We start from the raw sequence: 23,047 nt of genomic DNA on the forward strand, positions 1-23,047 counted from the left end.
ACCAGTGCATGCTTTTTACCGTACCGGGCGAAAAGTTTGACTTTTTACTCTGGTGCCTTTCTTGCTCTGGTGCCGGGTACCTGCCGGTTCAAAGTTAAAACTTTCAACCGGCAGGCACCCGGCACCATTGGGTTTGTCAACAGCACCGGCGGGGTATCTGCCTTGCATAAAAAAGGAAGTCGCCCGCGATGGGCAAAGACTTTTTACTTTAAGGTCAATACCCGACCGGCGAAGGCGCTAAAATCCGTCAAATGCTTATTGATAATGTTCTGTACCACATCCAGGTTGAGAGCCTGGTAATCATGCACTGCAATGTTGCGAAAGCCCACCATAGCCTTCAATTTTGCACTTAACTCCCGGTTAATGATACCATTTTGCTGTAATAAATCAAAGGCCTCCCGGCTGCTCTGGGGGAGGCCCAGGTCCCTTTCGGCCACAATATGCATGGCCAGGTCAATGGCCGCCTCGCAGGCCCTCTGGATATTCAATACTATGGAATCCTGTTTGGTATAGTCTGATAAATTGCGCGGATTGTTGTCATATACCTCATGGATCCTGTTAATGCAGCGTTTAATAGTCATTACTTTGTTCATTATTACATCACTGGTCATGGTATAAAATCCCCTTTGTCACTGGCTATGAATTAAAGTTGTTGTTCCAGCCGCTGTTTAGCAGTGGGATTTATTTCCCCCGGCTAACAGTTTATCAAGCACCGGGCGGCGTTCTTCATTCAAACGGGCATATTTTTTCAGGGTGAGCATGTAAAATAACATGCGCTTGGTCTCGTCGGTACAATAAATAATCTTTCCGGTGGTTATTACCCTGGCCTGAAATACCGTGGAGGCGGATTGTAAATCCACCAAATCCACATCCCGGCCAAGTTTGTCCGCCAGTTGCCGGCCAATCATAAACAGCCGGTAGCCGCTGAATTTTTTTTCGGCCAAAAAGGCAATATCTACGTCGCTTGTGGGCAGCATTTTGTCCGCTGCTGCCGAGCCGAAAACAATAATTAAATAAGGCGCTATTTTTTCCACTAAATATGCCTTGATTAGCTCAATTTTGTGCTTATCCAGATACAATAAAAAACACCTTCTGATGATAAAACTTTATTTTAAAGGGTCCGTTCGAAAAAACCACCCGGCACCAAAACCTGTTTTTCAGGCAAAGGGAGGGAACTATAACATAGTTATCTTATTATACTAGCAAAAAATGGGTGCCGCAAGGACTGCCTGGCACGGGTATAATAATTTGCCATAGGCGACTGCATGGCGGGCAACCCGCTTCACCTGCGTGGCAAATTGCATTATACTTAATTGAAGTGGATCAAGACAAAAAATGTTGAAAAACAGGAGTGCCAGGTGTCATGCAATTATTGTATGCCGATGAACAGGGGCGTATGTACGACCACGGGCTGGGGGCGGTGGGCCGCACCGGTGACCGCCTGGTGGAGATAGTTGAAGAAGATATGCTGGAGCTGCCGCCGGGGGCGTCATTAACGTTGTTACCCGGCAGCACTCCGGTGGGTATGGACGGGCGCGGTGACTTCAAGCTGCTGCAGCGGGTGCCCGGCGGAGGTGGGCCGGCCCTGGCCGTGGGTGCCCTGCTGCCCCAGGGATATACCCGCACCCTGCTGCCCGGGTACCGGCGCCGGGCGGGCAAGCCCTTGCCCCTGCTGGGTTATGCCGCGGTGGCCTGGCGGGACGGCCGGGTTTATGTGGCCGCCACCCGCACCGATGAGCCGGACCGCTGGGACCCGGTACATTATAACACGGCGGATTTGCCGCAATTGGTGCAAAGGAGATTGGCCCGGGCACCGAAAAACCGGATACTGGCCCAGCTGGCCCACTGCGCCCTGGAGTATAGCTGCTATACCGCCCAAAATATTTTTTACACCCGCTGGGAAGGTGGACTGCCCATGTCCCCGGCCTGCAACGCCCGCTGTTTGGGCTGTATATCGCTGCAGCCCGCCGAGTGTTGTCCCTCCCCCCAGAGCAGGCTCACCTTTAAACCCACCGGTTCCGAGGCGGTGGAAGTGGCTTTGCACCACCTGCTGCACGCCCCGGAGGGAATCATCAGCTTTGGCCAGGGCTGCGAGGGGGAACCGGCGCTGGCGGCGGGCGATATAGCGCCGGTGATTGAACGGGTGCGGCAAAAAACCGGCCGGGGCACCATTAATATGAACAGCAACGGGGGGTATACCCGGGGGGTGGAGAAAATTTGCCGCTCCGGGTTGGATTCCCTGCGGGTCAGTTTGATCAGTGCCCGGCAGCAGGTGTACCAGGCCTACTACCGGCCCCGGGACTACCGCCTGGCCGATGTGGCCCGCTCCATCAGCATCGCCCGCTCCAGGGGGGTGTATGTGTCGCTGAACTTGCTGGTGCTGCCCGGTCTTAATGACCGCGACATCGAAATTGAGGCGATGGTTAAATTTATTACCGATAACGGTGTGAACAAGGTGCAGCTGCGCAATTTAAACATTGACCCCGATTTTCTTTTCCGCTTCGTACCCGCCGCGGGGGAAATATGCGGCATTGACGGGCTCATTGAGGCGCTGCGGGGTATTCCGGGATTAGAGCTGGGTAACTTTTCAAGGCCGGTGTAGTTTCCCTGGTCATTGTAATATTTTCTTGCTTGACAAACCCTGTTATGCTATAATAACTAAGTGTCTTACACGGAAAGATATTCGTTTTAAGCTATTGTCGGATTGCCCATATATATTTTACCGGAAAGAGGTGAGCCCCAGTGAAGGAAAAAATTCATCCCAAGTATGGAGAAGCTAAAGTAACCTGCGTATGCGGTGAAACTTTTACCACCGGCTCCACAAAAAAGGAAATCAAGGTGGAGATTTGCTCCAAATGCCACCCGTTTTACACCGGTTCCCAGCGGACCGTTGAAACAGGCGGGCGAGCGGAAAAATTCCGCAAAAAGTATGGCTTAAAATAGTCTTATCAGCAGGGCGGGTGCTCTGCTTTTATTTTATTTGTTTTTAGGTATGCCGTGCCAGTTTAAACAGAGGTGAGGTCAGTGTTGGATAAGCTGGAAAGCCTGGAAAAAAAATATGAAGAATTGAGCGAGCTGATTGCCGACCCCAAAGTAATGGAGGACCAGGGTCGCTGGCAGCAGTATGTCAAGTCCCATGCGGAATTAAGTGAAGTGGTAACCGTCTACCGCCAGTATAAGAAGGTAGTAACAGAGCTGGAAGACGTCCGGCAAATGCTCAAGGACAAACTGGACGCCGAAATGAGGGAAATGGCGGAACTGGAAGAAGAAGAGCTGGACAGTAAAAAAGAAGAGTTGGAAGGCAAGCTTAAAGTGCTGCTGCTACCCAAAGACCCCAATGATGATAAAAACGTGATCATGGAAATCAGGGCCGGTACCGGCGGTGAAGAGGCGGCCCTCTTCGGGGCCGATTTATTTCGCATGTATACCCGTTTTGCCGAGCTGAAAGGCTGGCGCACCGAGATTATGGATGCCCATTACACCGACATCGGCGGTGTCAAGGAAATAATTTTTCTCATTGAGGGTAAAGGGGCCTTTAGCCAGCTTAAATTCGAAAGTGGTGTGCACCGGGTACAGCGGGTGCCCACCACCGAGTCAGGCGGTCGTATTCATACCTCCGCCGCCACTGTGGCGGTGCTGCCCGAGGCCGAAGAGGTGGACGTGGACATCAACCCAAACGACCTGCGCATTGATGTTTTTTGTTCCACCGGGCCGGGCGGGCAGTCGGTGAACACCACCCAGTCGGCGGTGCGGATAACCCACCTCCCCACCGGTATAGTGGTTTCCTGCCAGGATGAAAAGTCCCAGCATAAAAATAAGGATAAAGCCATGCGGGTGCTGCGGGCCAGGCTATTGGACCAGGCCCAGCAGGAACAGCGGCAGCAAATGGCCTCGGCCCGTAAATCCCAGGTGGGTTCCGGCGACCGTAGCGAGCGTATCCGCACCTATAATTTCTCCCAAAACCGGGTCACCGACCACCGCATCGGGCTGACCTTGCACCGGCTGCAGGAAGTGCTCATGGGTAATTTGCAGGAAGTGGTGGATGCCCTTATAACCACCGACCAGGCCGAGCGCCTGCAGCAGGTGGATTAACATGCCGGGCAACACCCTGCGGGAGTGCCTTGGCCGGGCGGCCCGGTATTTAAAGGACAGCGGAGCCCCCACCCCCCGGCTGGACGCCGAGGTGTTGCTGGCCCATGTGCTGGGGCGGGACCGGGTGTACCTGTACCGGGAGGCCGACCTGGTGCTTAGCGAGGAATGCCGCCTGCGCTACCGGGCATTGCTCCGGCGCCGGGCGGGCGGTGAACCCGTGGCCTACCTGACGGGACATAAAGAATTCATGGGGCTTGACTTTATGGTTGGGCCCCATGTTTTAATTCCCCGGCCTGAAACCGAGTTGATGGTGGAAAAGGCCCTAGCGGTTCTGGCCGGCTGGTCCGGGGAAGAGCGGATTGCGGTGGATGTGGGTACGGGCAGCGGTGCGGTGGCGGTAAGCCTGGCCCGCCTGGCACCGCCCGGTACCCGGGTGTATGCCACGGACATATCAACCCGGGCACTGGATATGGCCCGGGCCAATGCCGCCCGGCACAGCGTACCGGTAAGTTTTTATGCCGGTGATTTGCTTACCCCCCTTGACGGGGTGCTGCCCGCCGGGTCAGTGGCCCTAATATGTGCCAACCTGCCCTATATACCCAGCCGTGACCTGGCCGGATTGCCCCGGGACGTGCGTCAATATGAACCCGTTCTGGCCCTGGATGGCGGGGTTGACGGTTTGGAACTCTACCGCCGCCTGGTGCCCCGGGCGGGCACTTTGCTGGCACCGGGCGGGCACCTGTTCATGGAAATTGGGCCCGAACAGGCGCAGGCCGCTTTGTCTCTGTTGGCGCCTGCGGGTTGGCGGGTCCGGCTGTTACGGGATCTGGCCGGTCACCCGCGCCTGGTCTGGGGGACGAGGTATAGTTAGGGTCGGCTACCGGGAATTTAATACTGAAGGAGGTACCCTGGCCGGGCCGGCTGGTTACCCTGATGGTGCCGTCAAGGTCGTTGACTATTTTACTGGTAATGGCCAGCCCCAAACCGGTTCCTTCGGCCCTGGTGGTAAAGAAGGGATCGAAAATGCGGGGCAATATGGACTGGTCAATACCGGAGCCGTTATCTGCGACGGTTAATACAACATTCCGGTTGTTTTTCGACACCGTCACCTTGACGGTTCCCCCACGGCTGGTGAATTGCAGGGCGTTTTGAGCCAGGTTGATGATTGCTTGCTTGATTAAATCGTCGTTGCCCATGATGGGCGGGATATGGGGATCCAGCTCACGGACCAGAGTTATATCCTTTAACAATGCATCGCTTTGAAGCAGTTCCCAAATGCTGTTGGTAATCCCGGTTAAACTGACCCTGTTTAAAACCGGCTTTTCCGTTCGAGCCAGTTTTAAAAACTCGGTGGTAATACTGTTGATACGGTCCACTTCCCGTAGCATAATGGTAAAATAATTATTGTAATCGCCGATGCGGGCTTCCTTTTTTTCTTGCAAAAGCTGCAGGAATCCTCTGATTGATGTCAGGGGGTTCCTTATTTCATGGGCAGTACCGGCCGCCAGCTCACCGATGGCGGACAGTGTGGCCGAACGCTGCACTTTTCTCTCCATATCTTTGTTTTCAGTAATATCGTCTACAATACATAAACCGCCCAGTCTATCCCGGGTGGTGCCGCTCAACTCGGTGCAATGCAGCAGTATGGTGCGGCTCTCTATCTCCACTTCATAATTCGCGCTTTGCTGCAAGGCGAAGCTTGCCTGGTAACCTGTTAAACGGCTGATGAAGTTGCCCAGGTTATCGTTTAATATGTTGTCTTTGTTGATATTCAACAATGCTTCAGCCCTGGGGTTGGCTTCGATAATTTTTCCCGAGCTGTCGGTCACAATTAACCCGGTATTGAAAAAATCAAAAAAGTAATTTGACCTGGCCCGTTCGGTTTCCAGTGTTTTGGATAAGGAAATATCATGCACACAGATAACGATATCGTTTTTCCCGTCCAGTCCGGAACTTACCGGGTGAGTAAAGCATTGCACCGGCAGCTGTTTGCCCCGTTGGTCCACCGCCTGGCCGAATGCCGGAGGGATTTTCAGCAGAAAACCGGCTAATTGACCCTTGGTAATGTTACTGTCGATATGTATAAAGGGTAGATGCTTTTCAATGATGTCTCGAACATTGATCTTGTTGAATTGAGCTGAGCCGAATAAATCAATGAAACGCTTGTTGCAAAATACAACATCACCGGAATTGTCAATATAAAGGGTGGCAACGCCCAGGTTATCCAGTAAATCATTGCGGTGCCGCTCGTTTTCCACCAGATTGTAAAATAGCTTTTTAATATACTGAAAGGATTGGCCGACAAACCAGGCGGTGCTGATAAGCAGCAACAAATTAATTATATAGCTGGTCAGTAATTCCGGGGACGTTATAATTGCACTGATTTGAGACGTTAATATCCAGACTGAAATCACCAGTGATGTGCCAATGCCGTATACCGTGCCGCAGATAATTGAATTTAATATTACCGGTACAATAACCAAAATACCCGTTCCTGCACCGCCGGGCAATACCTGGACAATGGGCAGGTAAACAGCGCAGATGGTGAAGCTGTAGATAATCTTATCCCATAATAATCCTTGCTCCACACGGTAAAATGTTTTGGTGATAATCCTGTGCTGGATCGGTATCAGGGCCAGTACGGCAATCATACAGGCCAGCCAAAGGATACGTAATTGGGTGTTTGACTGGCTTAGTTGGATGGTTTTTACCCAACCCATCAAATAAGAAGCCGATAATATGCAATAGGTCAGATGGGCAAAAATGTAACATTCTCTGAGCTGAATCAAACCTTTCTCCAGCTTCATGACCATAATCCCCCAGTATGTGCGTGTGAAAGGCACGGTGTTTACCGTGCCTCAGTGATTGATTGCACCGTATTTCATGTACCACCTGGTTTTGGAAAGCCAAAAAGCGGTTAAAGCCGTGGCAATGATGGGTAGCCGGTTGACTATTAACCACAGTAATTTTTGATTGGACAGCTCACTAATTTCCAGGCTGAAGAATATTGCCGGGGCCTGGTAAGTCAGTAGCTCGCCCAGCGTGATAAAGGCCATGCAAATAATGCTTACAGCCAGGGTCAGGTGCTTGGGTGTCCGGTAAAATAAAAATACCAGCGGTGCCGGTGTCAAGGTGGCCACTGCCGTGTGCATGCCCGGCACGCCGTTTAGGTTTATCAATAGCCGGCATGCAAATGCCAGCTTTTTTTCATTTTTACCAACCCCTCCTTTCTAATTATAATTAATAACCCCTGAAAAATCCATTATGGCAACCGGGGAAACCTGAAGGGAAAAACAGAAACCGATTGGATTGGCATTCAGCGGCACTACTTTAATGGCATAAATATAAACTTCGGAATTCAAACCGCTTTCCTGGCCAGGTAACGGGATATAACCCGTATTGTCTTTGACATAAAATATCAATTCCCTTCCGGGTATGACTGCCAGTGTCAGGTGAACAATGTAAAATTGTAGTATTTGTAGAAGGTTTACACTTGAAAACTAAAAAAACCTGCAAGAAAAAGAAAATTATTTCCAACAAATAGTTTGAAAAATAAAGGTTTTTCGACCCCGGTTTAATAAACCGTCAAGGGATTATTTACTTGTATAGCTATTCCGGTACATTTTTGCCGTTCTTTTATCACCTGGTCCTTTGTGGTATACTACTCCAGAGGAAACTACGCTTGCAACTTTGGCCTGCCCGGGTCTGGCGGCGGTCGCCGGGCTTTAAGGGGCAAAGCGGATCTTTGGGGGAAGGGTGTAAGATGGAGTTGGCAAATTGTAATACCCGTTGCCTGCCGGTGGATCCCGCACACCCGGAAACCGGCTTAATCCAGCAGGCCGGTGTGGTTTTGCGGCAAGGCGGTTTGGTGGCTTTTCCCACTGAAACGGTTTACGGCCTGGGCGCCAACGCGCTGGACGCCCGGGCCGTAGCCCGTATTTTCGTGGCCAAGGGGCGGCCCCGGGATAACCCGTTGATTGTACACCTGGATAGCCCCGGGCTGCTTGGTCGCTATATAGAGGAAATTCCATCCGTGGTACCCGAACTGGCGGCGCGGTTTTGGCCCGGCCCCCTGACCCTGGTTTTAAGGGGCGGGCATGCCTTTCCCCCGGAGGTGACCGGCGGCCTGGGTACCGTGGGGGTGCGGGTGCCCGGCCACCCTGTGGCCCTGGCCTTGATCCGGGCGGCGGGTGTACCTGTGGCGGCCCCCAGCGCCAATGCTTCGGGGCGGCCCAGTCCCACCACGGCGGGCCACGTGCTGGAGGACCTGGCCGGGAAAATAGAGCTGGTGCTGGATGGAGGACCCACCGGCGTGGGGGTGGAATCCACCGTGCTGGACCTTTCCGGCCCCCGGCCGGTGATTTTGCGCCCCGGCGGCGTGACCCGGCGGGATTTGGAGGAAGTGCTCGGCCCGGTGGCCGTGGACCCGGCGGTTGACGGCGGTGCCGGGCCCGGGGACAGGCCCCGGTCGCCGGGGATGAAATATACTCACTACGCCCCCCGGGCCCCGCTGGTACTCTATGCAGGGCCTGATCACCGGCAAGTGGCGGCCGGTGTACTGGCGGAGGCCCGGCGATTGGCCGCGGGGGGGCGCAAGGTGGGCATACTGGCCTACAGTGAGACAGCACCCCTGTACCATGGACAGGGATATACCGTAGTGGTGGCCGGTAAACGTTCCGATCCCGGTACGGTGGCCGCTGTATTGTACGATTCCCTGCGTCGTTTCGACCGTTTGGGGGTGGATGTGATACTGGCCGAAGGTATGCCCCCCGGCGGCCTGGGCCTGGCGGTGATGAACAGGCTGTACCGTGCTGCGGGAGGACACGTGGTGACGATAAACCGTTAATTACAGATAAAACCAACTTTTACTGCATAAATATAATAAGAGGAATTTTACATAGAAAGCATGTTGGAGGAAATATTTTGGAGTTATATACACTGCTTGCCCTGGCCGTGGCCCTGGGTACCGACGCCTTTTCCATGTGCCTCGGCCTGGGTACGGCCGGCATTACCCGCCGCCAGATACTGGTGGTCAGCGTTACCGTGCTGGTGTTTCACGTCGTTATGCCCCTGATGGGCTGGTACGCCGGTGAATTCATAGGCACACTGGCGGGACGGGCCGCCAGCATTGCCGGCGCATTGTTGCTGGTATACCTTGGTGTTAAAATGATCCGCTCCTCAATCAAGGGCGGTGACTCTCTGGATCCCAAAGTGGTGCTGGTCAATACCTGGGGGTTGTTTTTGCTGGCGGCCAGTGTCAGCATGGATGCGCTGAGTGTGGGATTTTCCCTGGGCACCAGGCAGGTTAACCTGCTCCTGACCGCCGGAGTGATTGGTATTGTGGCCGGGGTGATGACCTTTGCGGGCCTTGTTCTTGGTCGTTTTGTCGGTGTCCGGGTGGGCCGGCGGGCCGTCCTGGGCGGTGGTATACTGTTGATCGGGATCGGGATACACATGGTGTTATCCTAAAAGCGCGGCACCTGCGTGAAAGCGCACAAGCCGGCCGGCGTAGAGATCACAAGCGGGTATGGCTCATTTGGAACAGCCCGTATAAAGGAGGATGGTTATGGCCAAAAGGAAAATCCTTTTTGTATGCACCGGTAACACCTGCCGCAGTCCCATGGCCGAGGCGCTGGCCCGCCGGGCGCTGGCCGAGCTCTTCCCGGGGCGGGAGGATATAGAATTTGCCTCGGCGGGGATTGCCGCGCTGCCGGGCGGCGCCGCCGCCCACCAGGCCGTTAATGTAATGAAGGAAATGGGCATTGACCTGACCGGGCACAAGGCGGCCCAGCTCGGCCCGGAGGATATTGAACAGGCGGACCTGGTGCTGACCATGACCCGCACGCACCGGGATAATTTAAAACAGCTCATGCCCGGTGCAGCGGGTAAAATATATACTCTATCCGAATATGCGGGTTCGGGCAATGATATACCGGACCCCTTCGGTGCCAGCGAAGAGTTTTACCGCCTTGTGGCCGGCGAGCTGGACAACCTCTCCCGGGCCATGCTGCGAAAATTAGGGGGTCAGGCTTAAAGTTTGTTAAAGCAACCATAGCATTTTAATATTATAATTAACTCATTTGGTAATTCCTCGCCCGTTATTTTTACATACTGGTAACTTTTATATTTCGACTCGATTATGGAGGAAACGGGGCAAATATTGTAGAATAATTTTTGGTTAAAGCCGGGTGATGAGTTATGCCGCGCGTGGTGACAAGCCTTCGGTTGGATTTTGTCTTGTGCGGCAAAGAGCTTGGCGCTTTTAATACTTTTGAAGGATGTGTCAATATTGCAGGTGGCCATTGGCAGTGACCATGGAGGTATTAAATTAAAAAACGAACTTATAGCATACTTTGAGGAACAGGGCATCGCCTACCATGATTTCGGTACATATACCAATGATTCGGTGGATTACCCCGATTTTGCCCGGGCGGTGGCCGAAGCGGTGGCATCCGGTAAATTTGAGCGGGGCGTGCTATGTTGCGGCACCGGTATCGGAGTAAGTATAGCCGCCAACAAAATACCCGGCATCAGGGCCGCCCTTTGTCACGATACTTTTTCCGCCCGCATGGCCACCGAGCATAATATGGCCAATATTATCACCCTGGGGGAGCGGGTCATCGGCCCCGGCCTGGCCCGGGATATTGTGGGAGCCTGGCTCAATGCCAAATTCGCCGGGGGAAGGCACGCCCGCAGGTTGGAAAAAATAGCGGCCCTGGAAAGGGAAATTGCCGCCGGAGAGAAGCGGTAACAGCAACAGCAAAACGCAGGTACCCGGTCATGATGAACCAAATAATAATTAATTAAAGACATGCTGGCATGCTGTTTTAACAGGCAAACAGTTTTGTTGAATAAGTTTAGGAGGAAGTGGAATGAGTTTTTACAGCCCCCTTGCCCAGGTGGATCCTGAAATCTCCCGGGTTTTAGAACAGGAACTGAACAGGCAGCGCAGCACCCTGGAACTGATTGCTTCGGAAAATATTGTCAGCCGGGCTGTCATGGAGGCCCAGGGTACGGTGCTAACCAATAAATATGCCGAGGGGCTGCCCGGGCGGCGCTACTACGGGGGGTGCTCCTTTGTCGACGTGGCGGAAACGCTGGCCATCCAGCGGGCCAAGGAAATCTTTGGTGCCGAGCATGTCAATGTGCAGCCCCATTCCGGCTCCCAGGCCAATATGGCTGTTTATTTCGCCCTGCTACAGCCGGGCGATACCATATTGGGCATGAGCTTGGCCCACGGGGGGCACCTGACCCACGGCAGCCCGCTGAATCTTTCGGGCCGGTATTTTAACATAGTCTCCTACGGTGTGGAACAAAGCACGGGCCGTATCAATTATGATCAAGTTATGGAAGCGGCGCAGAAAAGCAAGGCCCGGATGATCGTTGCCGGAGCCAGTGCTTATCCCCGGGAGATAGATTTTGCCCGGATGGCTGAAATAGCAGCCGCCGTGGGTGCTTACCTGATGGTGGACATGGCCCATATTGCCGGTCTGGTGGCGGCGGGCCTGCATAACAGCCCCGTTCCCCATGCCGATGTGGTTACCACCACCACCCATAAAACGCTGCGGGGTCCCCGGGGCGGTATGATACTGTGTAAAGAAAAATACGGTGCCGCCGTGGACAAGGCGGTTTTCCCCGGCATTCAGGGCGGCCCGCTGATGCACGTCATTGCGGCCAAGGCAGTGGCCTTTGGCGAGGCGCTACAGCCCGGTTTTAAGGAATACCAGCAGCAAATAGTCAAAAACGCCCGGGCGCTGGCCGAAGCACTGGTCCGGCGTGGATTTGAACTTATTTCCGGCGGTACCGACAATCATATGATACTGGTGGACCTGCGCAACAAGCAGGTAACGGGCCGGGAGGCCGAACATACCCTGGAAGAAGTGGGTGTAACCCTGAACAAAAACGCCATTCCCTTTGACCCGCAGCCCCCCATGGTAACCAGTGGTATTCGTATCGGTACCCCCGCTGTAACCACCCGGGGTCTGAAGGAGGCCGAAATGGTTGAAGTGGCCGAGATCATTCACCTGGCCCTGAGCTTCGGCAATGATGCCCGTCGCCGGGAACAGGCCAGGGCCATGGCCGCCGATTTGTGCCGGCGTTTCCCTTTGTATGAAGAAGGTGGTATGTATGCAGCGCCCCGGTTGGGATGAGTATTTTATGGAGATAACCGGTGTGGTGTCCCGGCGCTCCACCTGCCTGCGCCGCCAGGTGGGGGCGCTGATCGTGCGGGATCACCGTATCCTGGCCACAGGTTATAACGGTGCCCCCGCCGGTATGCGCCATTGCCTGGAAGTAGGCTGTTTGCGGGAAAAGCAGGGGATACCGTCCGGTGAGCGCCATGAGCTTTGCAGGGGGTTGCATGCGGAACAAAACGCCCTTTTGCAGGCTGCCCTCCACGGCATCTCCATTGCAGGGGGCGTTTTTTACGTCACCCACCAGCCCTGCGTGCTCTGCGCCAAAATGATTGCCAATGCCCAGATCAGCAAGGTGGTTTTCAGGGGAGCCTATCCCGACCGGATGGCCCTGGATGTGTTACTTGAATGTAACATCGAACTGGTACGGCTGTGAGGTCTGAGTAAATGCAAAAGAAGATCATCGCCCTGCCCAAATTGAATAATTTAACCCCCACCATGGAGTCCACCGCCCTTAAATTGATGGAAGAGGCGGGGGAGTTGGCCCAGGCCATCGGCAAGCTGCGGGGCATGAGCGGGGAAAGCCGCACCGCCAGCGAAAGCGAAGCGCTGGCCTGTATTACCCGGGAACTGCTGGATGTGGCCCAGACTGCCGTTTCCATGATGTTTGTGCTGGAGGAAAACTACGGCGTCAGCATCGAAAAGGCCCTGGATGAGCATATGGCCAAGTTGCTGCGCAAAGGGTACCTGGTGCACGGGCCGGGTGATGAGTAGGATTTATAATGCAGAAATTGGGATATGGAGATAATATGGTTAGTTTAACAAACTTTAAGCCTGACCCCAAAATCCTGGTGGTCTTTGGTACCAGGCCCGAAGCTATCAAGATGGCCCCCCTGGTGCAGGCGCTAAAAAGCGCCGGGGGGCTGGAGTGCCGGGTGGCTGTGACGGCCCAGCACCGGGAAATGCTGGACCAGGTGCTGCGGCTATTTAATATTGTGCCCGACCACGACTTGAACATTATGCAGACCGGGCAGACATTGTTTGATATCACCGGCCGGGCACTGGCCGGCCTGCAGGGGGTGCTGGAGGCCGAAAAGCCGGATCTGGTGCTGGTGCATGGTGATACCACCACCACCTTTGTGGCAGCCCTGGCCGCCTATTACATGCAGGTACCGGTGGGGCACGTGGAAGCGGGACTGCGCACCGGTGACAAGTATTCCCCCTTCCCCGAAGAGATGAACCGGCGCCTGGCCGGGGCGCTGTGCGACCTGCATTTTGCCCCCACCGCCCGGGCCAGGGCCAACCTTTTACGGGAAGGAGTGGACCCGGAACGGGTTTATGTCACGGGTAATACCGTGATTGACGCTTTGCTGGCCACGGTGCGTCCCGGGTACATATTCAACGACCCGCTGCTGGCCGGGCTGGATTTTGATCGCCACCGGTTGATTCTGATCACCACCCACCGCCGGGAGAATTTGGGCGACCCCATGCGGGATATTTACCTGGCCCTGGGGGATGTTTTGCAAACCCATCCCGATGTGCGGGTTGTTTTCCCGGTACACAAAAACCCAGCCGTGCGCCGGGTGGTGCAACAGGTGCTGGGTAACTCGCCCCGGGTGCATTTAATTGAGCCCATGGATTACGAGCCCTTCGTTAACTTAATGGCCCGCTGTCACCTGGTGCTCACCGATTCCGGGGGCATGCAGGAGGAGGCCCCTTCCCTGGGTAAGCCCGTGCTGGTGCTGCGCAACACCACCGAGCGCCCCGAGGCCGTGGAGGCCGGCACGGTGCGCCTGGTGGGTACCGGCCGCGCCGCGGTGCGCAGCGAAACCGAGCGTTTACTTGACGACCGAACCTATTACCGGTCCATGGCCGAGGCGGTCAACCCCTACGGCGACGGCCGGGCCTGCCACCGGATAGTGCAGGCCATCAGGCACGCTTTTAAACTTTCCCCTGAGCGGCCTGCGGAATTCGGGCTGTAAAGGGTGCATTCCTCCAATGCAAAATTGCATTGACCGGGAATGGCTGTGTATAGCCCTCTTACTGATATTACCTTGCAAAAGTGCATTAATGATGCAATAGTGCAGCACCGGCTTTGCGATACCAAAGCCGGTTTTTTGTTACCATAGCACGGCAAAAAAATTAAATCGTTGCAATACGGGGTTTCCCTGCCCTGGCTGCCTCCCGCTGCGCTGCCTTTTGCTGGTGGCATATATATTGCACAATAAATTTGAAAATTAAATATTTGATTGAGGGAGAAAATGAACAAACAAGCTAATGAATAACAGGGAGGATTAAAGATGCATTTTGAATTAACCGAGGAGTTGCTTGATATTCAAAGGATGGCCCGGGATTTTGCCCTTAAGGAAATTGCCCCCACTGTGGACGAGGATGACAAGGCCCACCGGTTCCGCCGGGATATCGTTGAAAAGATGGGCGAACTGGGTTTCTTTGGCTGTGTGGTGCCCGAGGAATATGGCGGCAATGAAACCGGCTTTTTGGCCATTACTCTCATTGCCGAACAAATAGCCCGGGTACACAGTTCCATGCGCCTGCCCTTCAATATGAACGCCCTGGGCCCCGCGCTGACTATTTTGCGCTATGGCAATGAAGAAACCAAGCGAAAATGGGTGCCCGGCCTTGTGGATGCCAGTAAAATGGGCTGCTTTGCCATTACCGAAGCCAATGCCGGTTCCGATGTGGCCAGCATGAAAACCAGAGCTATTTGGGATGGCGAAAAATACGTGCTAAACGGTGACAAAATGTGGATCTCCAATGCTCCCGTGGCCGACGTGGCCCTGGTATATGCCTATACCAACCCCGAAATCAGGGTCAAGGGCATGTCCGCATTTGCGGTGGATATGAAATCCCCCGGTATAACCGTGGAACCCATCACCGAAAAGCTGGGCACCTGGGCCGCCCCGGTGGGCGTGATTACCTTTGAAGACACCCCTGTGCCCCGGGAAGCGCTGCTTGGTGAAGAAGGGCAGGGCTTTAAAATCTGCATGGAGCAGCTTAACGACACCCGTCTGGGCTGTGCCGCCGGCGGCCTCGGCGTGGCCCAGGCCTGTATTGATGCCGTGCTGCAATACGCCAACCAGCGGGTGCAATTTGGCCAGCCCATTGGTAAATTTCAAATGAACCAGGATCTTATTGCCCAGATGATCGTTAAAACCGAAGCGGCCCGTTTGCTGCTGTACAAGGCGGCCTGGCTCAAGGACCAGGACAAACCCCATACCCTGGAAACCTCCATGGCCAAATACTACTGCGGCGAAGCGGCCAACTATAATGCGGATTGCGCCATGAAAATTTTCGGCTCCTACGGTTATTCCGAGGAATACCCGGTGGCCCGCTACTACCGCGACGCCAAATCCTATCAAATTGTTGAAGGCACCAGCAATATACAGAAATTTATCATTGCCCAGGATGCCCTCGGATACCGCAAGGCCAACCGTTAACCGTATAATTAATAAACTCGTTCAGTTAAAGCTGGGCACCGGGCTTCAGGTGGGGATTCTACCCCACCTGAAGAAAAATAGGAAATTTAATAAACAAGCCGAAAAGGATTAAAGGAGGGCTTTGAGTGGAAAGTCGTGACATATTATTTAACCTGCAGGACGGTATAGCAACAATAACTTTGAACCGGCCGGAAAAAAAGAATGCCTTCAATTTAAACATGATCCGCCAGTGGGTGGAGGCGCTGGAGGAATGCCGCAGCAATCCCGCTGTAAAAGTGGTGGTGGTGACCGGCGCGGGTAATGCCTTTTGCAGCGGCGGCGACGTCGGCACCCTCAAACCCGAGGACCAGACGCCCCTGGATAGTAAAAATTTTTTATGGAAAAACGTGCACCGGGTGGCGCTGACCCTGGAAGACCTTGATAAGCCTGTTATCGCCGCGGTAAACGGTGTGGCCGTGGGGGCGGGCCTGGACATGGCGCTGATGTGTGATTTGCGCTTCGCCGCTGACACCGCCCGTTTTTCCGAAGGGTATGTCAAGGTGGGCCTGGTGCCGGGAGATGGGGGCGCGTATTTTCTGCCGCGGCTGGTTGGCGCGGCCAAAGCCCTGGAACTGCTCTGGACCGGTGACTTTATTGATGCCCGGGAAGCTCTGCGTATCGGCATGGTGAACAGGGTCTACCCCGGGGACAAATTGCTGGACGAAACCTATTCCTTTGCTGAAAGGTTGGCCACGGGGCCGGAGGTGGCCATCAGGGCCATTAAGCGGGCTGTGTACCAGTGCATGAGAACAGACCTGCGCACGGCCCTGGACATGATTTCATCCCACTTTGCCGTGGTACAGTTTACCGAAGACCACGCCGAAGGCATAAAGTCCTTTGCCCAAAGGCGCAAGCCCAATTTTACCACCAGGGACGAGTAAAGACCTGTGCTGATGGTACCGGGTGTTGAAATGTTGAAAGTTAAAACTTTCAACACTTCAACACCCGGTACCAGTTTAGGGACTTCACCGTTAATCTTCTATCATTTAACACTTAGTTCTGGCAGGAAAATCAATATTGTGCAGCGAAATACGAAAATTCGTGAAAGATTTTGAAAAAACTTTGCATAGGGAGGTAAGTGTATGGTTGACTGGGGTATGGCCGCATCGGTGGCTATATCGGGAATTGTATCTGTTTTTGCGGTACTGATAATGCTACAAATCGGAGTACAAATCACCGGTATGGTTATAGACAGCCAGGCTAAAAAGCAATCCCAAAAACAAAATACCTGAATAAGTTGAATTGAATTAGGCCTTATTAAATCATATCATTAGGAGGATTCTCTATTCATGGAACAGCTGGCAGAAATATTTAGTGGAATTGGGGTTATGCAGCTGACCCTGGGCAATGTGACCATGTGGCTGGTTGCCTTTGTCCTTTTTTACCTGGCCATCAAGAAGGGAGTTGAGCCGCTGCTCCTGCTGCCCATCGGCTTTGGGATATTTGCGGCCAACTTTCCCCTGACCGGCCTATTGGAAGAGGGTGGACTGTTTTATATCTTTTATCATTACGGCATTGCCAATGAATTGATCCCGCCCCTTATTTTCCTCGGCCTGGGGGCGATGACCGACTTTGGTCCGGTGTTGGCCAATCCTAAAACACTGCTGCTGGGAGCGGCTGCCCAGCTGGGTGTTTATGCAGCATTCTTTGGGGCCCTGCTGGTGGGTTTCACCGTTGCCGAAGCGGCCTGTATCGGCATTATCGGTGGTGCCGACGGCCCCACCTCCATATTCCTTTCCGCCAACCTGGCCCCGCACATGATGGGCTCGGTGGCGGTGGCGGCGTATTCTTACATGGCACTGGTGCCCATAATTATTCCGCCCATTGCCAAATTACTCACCACCAAAGAAGAGCGGGCCATGGTGATGCAGATGACCCGCATGCCCAGCAAAACGGAGAAAATTATTTTTCCCATTATTACGTCAATTATTGTTATGCTGCTGGTGCCCAAGTCAGCACCGCTGATTGCCATGTTCATGTTGGGTAACCTGTTCATGGAAAGCGGTGCGGTGGAACGGTTGACCAATGTCAGCCGGGATCAGTTGATGAATATCGTTACTATTATCCTTGGGCTGGGCGTTGGCTCCACCATGACGGCGGAAACCTTTCTGAACCCAAAAACCATCGGCGTATTTGCCATGGGCGTGGTGGCCTTTGCCTTTGCTACAGCGGGCGGTGTATTGATCGCCAAGCTGATGAACCTGTTCGTCAAAAATAAGGTCAATCCCCTTATCGGTGCCGCCGGCGTGTCCGCCGTACCCATGGCGGCCCGGGTGGTCCATAACATGGGTGCCGAGGCCAACCCCCAAAATTACCTGTTGATGCACGCCATGGGACCCAACGTGGCCGGTGTTATCGGCACGGCTGTAGCCGCCGGTGCTTTCATAGCGGCGATCATGTAGCCTTAGCCCTTGATTTAAACAACTAATTAGATATGTTACCTTGACGGTACAATAAAATGCCGGGCTGTCTGTTACACAGCCCGGTAATTTTATTTATACAGGTTGAAAGGCTGCCCGCCGCCATTGCGCCAAGCTCGGGCTTTTCTGCCGCCACGGATAAAGGCGGTAGTTCCCGCTCCCCGGCATTGGTGCCGGGTGTTCCAAGGTTGAAACAACGCCCGGCACCGTCGTAGCCGGCACCGTTATAATGCTGCTGCAACAGTGCTCAAAGGGGTAGCCCCTGCTCTCTTAGGCGGTTTACCTTGCGAACAATGGTGGACTGGTCCACCTGCAGCGCCCTGGCGGCCTTGTAAGTGCTGCCCAGCTCTTTTAGGGCGGCTCCGATAAGCTGGCGTTCCAGTTCCAGTTGGGCTGCTTTCAATGGAATAATCCCCCGCACGGTTATGTGATTTTGCCCGCCGGGCAGTTGCTCGGGTAGTACCGGGGGTGCCATGTCCAGCGGTATTTCCACGGATTGAATAACCGGCCCGGCGGAGGTGACCAGCAGCCGCTCCACCACATTCTTGACTTCCCGCACATTTCCCGGCCAGTGGTATTCCACTAGCGCCTTGAACACCGCGGGAGCAAATTCCTTTTTAATGTTATACAACTTTTCAAATTGCTTTTTAAACCAGTAGACCAGGGGGATGATATCGTCCTTTCTCTCCCGCAGGGGCGGTATTGTAATGGGCACCACGTTCAACCGGAAATATAAATCCTCCCGGAATTTGCCCTCCTTGACCAGTTCCTCCAGTTGTTTATTGGTGGCCGCGATGATTCGTACATCCACCGGCCGGGATTTGGTCCCGCCGATACGGGTAATTTCCCTTTCCTGCAATGCCCGCAGTAATTTAACCTGGAATAGCAGGGGCAGGTCGCCGATTTCGTCCAGGAACAATGTACCGTTATCCGCCAGTTCAAACATACCGGGCTTGCCCTCCCGGCCGGCCCCTGTGAAAGCACCCTTTTCATAGCCGAACATTTCCGATTCCAGCAGGTTTTCGGGTATGGCACCGCAGTTTACCGTGATAAAGGGGCCGCTGCCCCTTTTGCTGTTTTTATGGATGGTTTTGGCCACCACTTCCTTGCCCACGCCCGATTCCCCCAGCAGCAGCACCGTGGTATCAACCTGGGCCAGACGCAGGGCCATCTCCGCCACCTTTTGCATTTTGGTGGACTTGACAATCATGCCGGTTTGGTGGATCAATTTGCTGCGCAGCTGGTTTAGTTCACCCCGGTAACGCTCGCTCAAAGCAATGCTCTGTTCCAATTGATTTTTCAGGCTGTTCAAGTCCGACATATCCCTAATATTGATGACCACCCGCTCAATTTCACCCCGCTGGTTATACACCGGGTTGCCCGTAATCAGCAATTGATTCCGGTGGGCGGTCAATTGAGACAAGGTGACGACCCCGTTTTGTTCAACTACGGCATCCACCACGGACCGGGCATAAACCCCCGCAGTTACCAGATCCGCCATGGTCTTGCCCTGTATGCTGGCCCCGGGCAGGCCCGTGATGCGTTCATGGGCCTTGTTGGCCCGGATTATTTTTCCCTGGCGGTCGGTGATGATAATGCCGTCATAGGATGATTCGATGATGGTTTCCAGTTCCCTGTTCAACTGCTTGACCGAGCTTAGTTCCTCGGAAATAAATTCAAATTCCGATATATCCTGAAACACGCCGATGGCCCCCACCACCCGGCCGTTTTCAATGATGGGGCTGCGATTGGTCAGGTAGATGTGCGTACCCGACGAATATTCCACCGAGAATTTATATTGAGACTGGTAATTGCCGTGCTCCAGAATATCCAGCAGTCCCTGGGGAATGATAACTTGGGAAAGGTGGCGGCCCAGGGCCTCGCTTTTTCTGCGGCGGGTGATCTTTTCCGCCGCCAGGTTGAAGGTGGTGACAATGCCATCCTTGTCAATGGCCACGATGCCGTTATGGGCCGAGTCCAAAATGGTCTCAGCCTGCTGCAGCATTTGGGCGGCCATTTTAAAAAGGGTATGGCCCACTTCCGAGCGGTCCAGTATGCCGGTAAAGCGACCGCTATCATCCACCACCGGAATAACATTGGCCGGCAGGGTCCAGGCGTCGGAAAGGGGGGCGTCCTCTTTAAGTATGCAAACTTCCCGCTGCATGATGTCTCGCACTTTCACGTTGTCATCCAGTACCCGGGGACCGGCGTTTATTATTTCGTCCCGGGACACAATGCCGGTGATGCGGCCGCCGTGGTCCGTGACGGGAACGCCGATGAGCCCGGCCCGGCTGATAATTTGCCAGGCTTCACGGGCGGATTGCTCCGGGTTGACAGTGGTGTTGCTTGGGAGCATGATATCCTTTACCAACATTTTATCACCGCCTTTGGCTCCCTGTAATATGCGAATATTTTTAATAATTATACCGCCTGAACAGGCTGTTCGAAAAGGTCCGGTTTGCTGCCTTTTGCTTTGGTGCCCCTTTCAACACCCGGCACCAAATAAGGGGCAGTAATGCATATAACCAGTGGTGGTTTGAAAGGCTAAAGACGAACAATAATGCCAGATTTTGTGGTGCAAAAAGGCCTGTATAATCCATAGAGACTGAAGGAAAAAAAGCTTTAGCGGAGAATCCTTTAAAGGAGTTTGTTTGAAAAGCAGCATTTTATCATATAATTATACATACCGTCATACAATTTTTGGTAGGATGGTTTGTGTTATGGGGTTAAATAAAGTTCGACACAGTGCGCAAAATAAATTTACAAAAAGTGCGGATCTCCCTGAAGGAATACTATCTTTTTTGTAGAAATCTAATCATTAAGCGAAATGTAAAGTGCGCGACAATAAAATGCATTTTATACGACAATTTTCGCAAAATTAAGGCGTGGTTATTGTGGGGGAACCAAAGGGTAAGAAAAACGGGGCACTGACTGCCATAGCCGTCACCACCACCATCGGCACCGAGCTAGCCATCACTACCCTTTTGGGATTTTACGGTGGCAGGTTGCTGGATGACAAGCTGGGCACCGAACCCTGGTTTTTGGTGGCCGGTGTTTTGGCAGGCGTGGGCCTGGGCATTATGGGGATAGTTAAAACGCTGCAGCGGTTTTTCCCCGGTTGAGACGGCCTGCAAGGGATTCCCCCGGGATGACACCGGCTATTTACGGTTTAATTAAATAAATAATAAATGCCGCCTTACATAAATTAGGAAACAAGCAAGTGTCAGCGGGGTAAAAAGTAGGTTAAGGAGCGATAAAATTGCTGTTCAAACCAACACCCATAAGAAATATAGACCAGCAGTTTACCCGCACCAAAAAGGCGATGGTTATTACCATGGTGCTCGTATCTCCGGGGCTGATCATTAATCCCGGGGATGCATTGATCCTTGGTTATCTCGTGGGCGGTGTTTTCGGCCTGCTGAATATTTTCTTCCTGGCCCGGCGTATCAACACCCTGTCCCAGTTAATCATCGATAAGGGCGCTTCCTACCGGCAGGCTGTATTTTTTATGCAGGCCGGCTTTTACCCCCGGATGGGGATGATCATCGGCATCTGTGCCCTGGCCAGCCAAATTGATTTCTTGAATGTTTACGGTGTGGGGGCGGGGATTTTACTGCCCACACTTATTACCACGGTGGATGCCAATTTGGCGCTGTACCGTTATTATACGGCGCATGATGCCGTTGATAAAATATAAAAATATTTTTTTAAAGGGAAAGGGGTGAGAGAGAGTTGGCTGCAGATGCAGGTCATGCAAGTCAGGATATGTTAACCAGGGTACACCATGATTTAAACTTTTGGGGGTTTCCCGAAGCGCCGGTGGATTTGGGGTTCGGTCCCGTAAACCTGAAAACACTGGTCATGACCTGGGTTGTGATGGGGCTGGTGATATTGTTCACCGTTACGGCCACCCGTAACATGCAATTAAAACGACCCGGCAAGATGCAATTGATGGTGGAAGAGGTGTTCCAGTTCCTGCGGGGCCTGGCTGTTGAAAACCTGGGCACCCAGAAAGCGAACAGCCTGATGTTCCTGGTTTTCAGCCTGTTCATCTATCTGCTGTTCAGTAACCTGTGGGGGCTTATCCCCACTATGATGTCACCTACGGCGGATGTAAACACCACACTGGGGATGTCTATTTCAGTATTCATTTTGGTACAGATTTTAGGTCTTTATTACAAAAAACTTAAGTTCTTCAAGCACTTCATAGAGCCCTTTGTATTCTTCCTGCCACTGGTCATTGTCGAGGAATTGTCCAAGCCTCTGACACTGGGCTTTCGTATTTATGGCAACATATATGCCGGTGAGGTCCTTATCGCGGTGCTTTTAGGGTTAATCCCCCTGACTGCCACTATTTTCGGCGGTTTCGTCGCATCGGTCGTATGGTTGTCATTCAGTATCTTTGTCGGTTTCGTCCAGGCATTTATCTTTACCATGTTGACCATAGCCTATATTTCACAGGCGACCACTGATCAACATTAACGCTTTTTACGGTAACCAGTTTATATCTCACCATATATACAGAGATATGCCACCATAATTTATGTTTAAATTTTGAGGAGAAAGGAGGGGAAAAATATGGAATTAGCAGCTGCTGCTGCAATCGGTACTGCTCTGGCCGTGGGCCTGGCAGCCATTGGCGCTGGTATTGGTAACGGTTTGGTTACCGGTAGAACTGTGGAGGGTATCGCCCGCCAACCCGAACTCAGGGGTAACCTGATGACCATGATGTTCATTTCCGTAGGTCTGATCGAGGCACTGCCCATTATCGCCGTTGTTATCGCATTTATTTTAATGGGTAGAATGGGTTAGTTCTTTCTCGCAAGGAATTATGTGGCGAAAGGCGGTGTAGCGGGCCAAACCCGCTATCGCCTTCCTTTTGTCCACGCCCTAAAGGAAGGAGGGT

At 53.3% G+C, this 23,047-nt stretch carries 26 protein-coding genes and 1 pseudogene; 20 read left to right on the forward strand and 7 right to left on the reverse strand.

What is annotated here, in order from left to right; all coding sequences use genetic code 11:
- Positions 1-15: 15 nt before the first annotated feature.
- From LX24_RS05000 to mntA, 3 genes are read right to left on the reverse strand one after another with little or no spacing between them, the layout of a single operon-like run.
- Complete coding sequence (locus LX24_RS05000; RefSeq protein WP_166511042.1) at positions 16-168, reverse strand: hypothetical protein; 153 nt, start codon at positions 166-168, stop codon at positions 16-18.
- 35 nt (positions 169-203) lie between these two features.
- Positions 204-611 carry a type VII toxin-antitoxin system HepT family RNase toxin gene (gene hepT / locus LX24_RS05005; RefSeq protein ID WP_166511043.1) on the reverse strand — a complete coding sequence of 136 codons (408 nt, stop codon included), beginning with the start codon at positions 609-611 and terminating at the stop codon, positions 204-206.
- 57 nt (positions 612-668) lie between these two features.
- Entirely contained in the window at positions 669-1,079 is a 411-nt protein-coding gene (gene mntA, locus LX24_RS05010; RefSeq protein WP_166511044.1) for a type VII toxin-antitoxin system MntA family adenylyltransferase antitoxin, read from the reverse strand.
- A 284-nt stretch (positions 1,080-1,363) separates the two neighbouring features.
- Between mntA and LX24_RS05015 the strand changes: the two genes are divergently transcribed.
- From LX24_RS05015 to prmC, 4 genes are all read left to right on the forward strand, one after another.
- Complete coding sequence (locus tag LX24_RS05015; protein WP_166511045.1) at positions 1,364-2,602, forward strand: radical SAM family protein; 1,239 nt, start codon at positions 1,364-1,366, stop codon at positions 2,600-2,602.
- Between the two features lie 140 nt (positions 2,603-2,742).
- A complete protein-coding gene (gene rpmE, locus LX24_RS05020) occupies positions 2,743-2,943 on the forward strand; it encodes a 50S ribosomal protein L31 (protein WP_006522307.1) in 201 nt (66 codons plus the stop codon).
- An 81-nt stretch (positions 2,944-3,024) separates the two neighbouring features.
- Positions 3,025-4,092, forward strand: a complete 1,068-nt coding sequence (gene prfA / locus LX24_RS05025) for a peptide chain release factor 1 (RefSeq protein ID WP_166511046.1) — start codon at positions 3,025-3,027, stop codon at positions 4,090-4,092.
- 1 nt (position 4,093) lies between these two features.
- A complete protein-coding gene (prmC, locus tag LX24_RS14925) occupies positions 4,094-4,963 on the forward strand; it encodes a peptide chain release factor N(5)-glutamine methyltransferase (RefSeq protein WP_243131622.1) in 870 nt (289 codons plus the stop codon).
- A 16-nt stretch (positions 4,964-4,979) separates the two neighbouring features.
- On the opposite strand, the pseudogene LX24_RS05030 reads toward prmC, so the two are convergent.
- Both LX24_RS05030 and LX24_RS05035 read right to left on the reverse strand, forming a co-directional pair.
- Positions 4,980-6,905, reverse strand: a pseudogene (locus LX24_RS05030) (ATP-binding protein); the annotation flags it as partial.
- Between the two features lie 45 nt (positions 6,906-6,950).
- Positions 6,951-7,271: a hypothetical protein gene (locus LX24_RS05035; RefSeq protein WP_166511048.1), complete on the reverse strand. Its 321-nt coding sequence runs from the start codon at positions 7,269-7,271 to the stop codon at positions 6,951-6,953.
- A gap of 584 nt (positions 7,272-7,855) precedes the next feature.
- On the opposite strand from LX24_RS05035, the gene LX24_RS05040 reads away from it, so the two are divergent.
- The 12 genes from LX24_RS05040 (at position 7,856) to LX24_RS05095 (ending at position 18,123) form a co-directional block, all read left to right on the forward strand.
- Positions 7,856-8,938, forward strand: a complete 1,083-nt coding sequence (locus tag LX24_RS05040) for an L-threonylcarbamoyladenylate synthase (protein ID WP_166511049.1) — start codon at positions 7,856-7,858, stop codon at positions 8,936-8,938.
- A gap of 77 nt (positions 8,939-9,015) precedes the next feature.
- Positions 9,016-9,561, forward strand: coding sequence for a manganese efflux pump MntP (locus LX24_RS05045; RefSeq protein WP_166511050.1), 546 nt, complete (start codon positions 9,016-9,018; stop codon positions 9,559-9,561).
- A gap of 97 nt (positions 9,562-9,658) precedes the next feature.
- A complete protein-coding gene (locus LX24_RS05050) occupies positions 9,659-10,126 on the forward strand; it encodes a low molecular weight protein arginine phosphatase (RefSeq protein WP_166511051.1) in 468 nt (155 codons plus the stop codon).
- A gap of 255 nt (positions 10,127-10,381) precedes the next feature.
- On the forward strand, positions 10,382-10,843 hold the full coding sequence (gene rpiB, locus LX24_RS05055; RefSeq protein WP_166511052.1) for a ribose 5-phosphate isomerase B: 462 nt from the start codon (positions 10,382-10,384) through the stop codon (positions 10,841-10,843).
- A 121-nt stretch (positions 10,844-10,964) separates the two neighbouring features.
- Positions 10,965-12,242, forward strand: a complete 1,278-nt coding sequence (gene glyA / locus LX24_RS05060; protein ID WP_166511053.1) for a serine hydroxymethyltransferase — start codon at positions 10,965-10,967, stop codon at positions 12,240-12,242.
- The gene (locus LX24_RS05065) at positions 12,220-12,660 is read left to right on the forward strand and encodes a deoxycytidylate deaminase (protein WP_166511054.1); all 441 of its coding nucleotides are present in this window, start codon (positions 12,220-12,222) and stop codon (positions 12,658-12,660) included. Before glyA ends, LX24_RS05065 begins: the two co-directional genes overlap by 23 nt.
- Before the next feature lie 11 nt (positions 12,661-12,671).
- Positions 12,672-12,998: a MazG-like family protein gene (locus LX24_RS05070; protein WP_166511055.1), complete on the forward strand. Its 327-nt coding sequence runs from the start codon at positions 12,672-12,674 to the stop codon at positions 12,996-12,998.
- 35 nt (positions 12,999-13,033) lie between these two features.
- Positions 13,034-14,206, forward strand: a complete 1,173-nt coding sequence (wecB, locus tag LX24_RS05075) for a non-hydrolyzing UDP-N-acetylglucosamine 2-epimerase (protein WP_166511123.1) — start codon at positions 13,034-13,036, stop codon at positions 14,204-14,206.
- Between the two features lie 318 nt (positions 14,207-14,524).
- Complete coding sequence (acd, locus tag LX24_RS05080) at positions 14,525-15,682, forward strand: glutaryl-CoA dehydrogenase Acd (protein WP_166511056.1); 1,158 nt, start codon at positions 14,525-14,527, stop codon at positions 15,680-15,682.
- Positions 15,683-15,807: 125 nt separating this feature from the next.
- Entirely contained in the window at positions 15,808-16,602 is a 795-nt protein-coding gene (locus LX24_RS05085) for an enoyl-CoA hydratase/isomerase family protein (protein WP_166511057.1), read from the forward strand.
- 201 nt (positions 16,603-16,803) lie between these two features.
- Positions 16,804-16,953, forward strand: coding sequence for an OadG family transporter subunit (locus LX24_RS05090; RefSeq protein ID WP_166511058.1), 150 nt, complete (start codon positions 16,804-16,806; stop codon positions 16,951-16,953).
- A gap of 57 nt (positions 16,954-17,010) precedes the next feature.
- The gene (locus tag LX24_RS05095) at positions 17,011-18,123 is read left to right on the forward strand and encodes a sodium ion-translocating decarboxylase subunit beta (protein WP_166511059.1); all 1,113 of its coding nucleotides are present in this window, start codon (positions 17,011-17,013) and stop codon (positions 18,121-18,123) included.
- A gap of 22 nt (positions 18,124-18,145) precedes the next feature.
- Here the strand turns inward: LX24_RS05095 and LX24_RS05100 are convergent, their stop codons facing one another.
- Positions 18,146-18,382 carry a hypothetical protein gene (locus LX24_RS05100; protein ID WP_166511060.1) on the reverse strand — a complete coding sequence of 79 codons (237 nt, stop codon included), beginning with the start codon at positions 18,380-18,382 and terminating at the stop codon, positions 18,146-18,148.
- Between the two features lie 6 nt (positions 18,383-18,388).
- Entirely contained in the window at positions 18,389-20,515 is a 2,127-nt protein-coding gene (locus LX24_RS05105; RefSeq protein ID WP_166511061.1) for a sigma-54-dependent Fis family transcriptional regulator, read from the reverse strand.
- A 520-nt stretch (positions 20,516-21,035) separates the two neighbouring features.
- On the opposite strand from LX24_RS05105, the gene LX24_RS05110 reads away from it, so the two are divergent.
- From LX24_RS05110 to atpE, 4 genes are all read left to right on the forward strand, one after another.
- On the forward strand, positions 21,036-21,263 hold the full coding sequence (locus tag LX24_RS05110) for an AtpZ/AtpI family protein (RefSeq protein WP_166511062.1): 228 nt from the start codon (positions 21,036-21,038) through the stop codon (positions 21,261-21,263).
- 137 nt (positions 21,264-21,400) lie between these two features.
- The gene (locus tag LX24_RS05115) at positions 21,401-21,838 is read left to right on the forward strand and encodes an ATP synthase subunit I (RefSeq protein WP_166511063.1); all 438 of its coding nucleotides are present in this window, start codon (positions 21,401-21,403) and stop codon (positions 21,836-21,838) included.
- A 35-nt stretch (positions 21,839-21,873) separates the two neighbouring features.
- On the forward strand, positions 21,874-22,623 hold the full coding sequence (atpB, locus tag LX24_RS05120) for a F0F1 ATP synthase subunit A (protein WP_243131623.1): 750 nt from the start codon (positions 21,874-21,876) through the stop codon (positions 22,621-22,623).
- A gap of 96 nt (positions 22,624-22,719) precedes the next feature.
- The gene (atpE, locus tag LX24_RS05125; protein ID WP_166511064.1) at positions 22,720-22,953 is read left to right on the forward strand and encodes a F0F1 ATP synthase subunit C; all 234 of its coding nucleotides are present in this window, start codon (positions 22,720-22,722) and stop codon (positions 22,951-22,953) included.
- The last annotated feature ends 94 nt before the right edge of the window (positions 22,954-23,047 follow it).

The organism is Desulfallas thermosapovorans DSM 6562, from assembly GCF_008124625.1.
Taxonomy (GTDB): Bacteria; Bacillota; Desulfotomaculia; order Desulfotomaculales; family Desulfallaceae; genus Sporotomaculum; species Sporotomaculum thermosapovorans.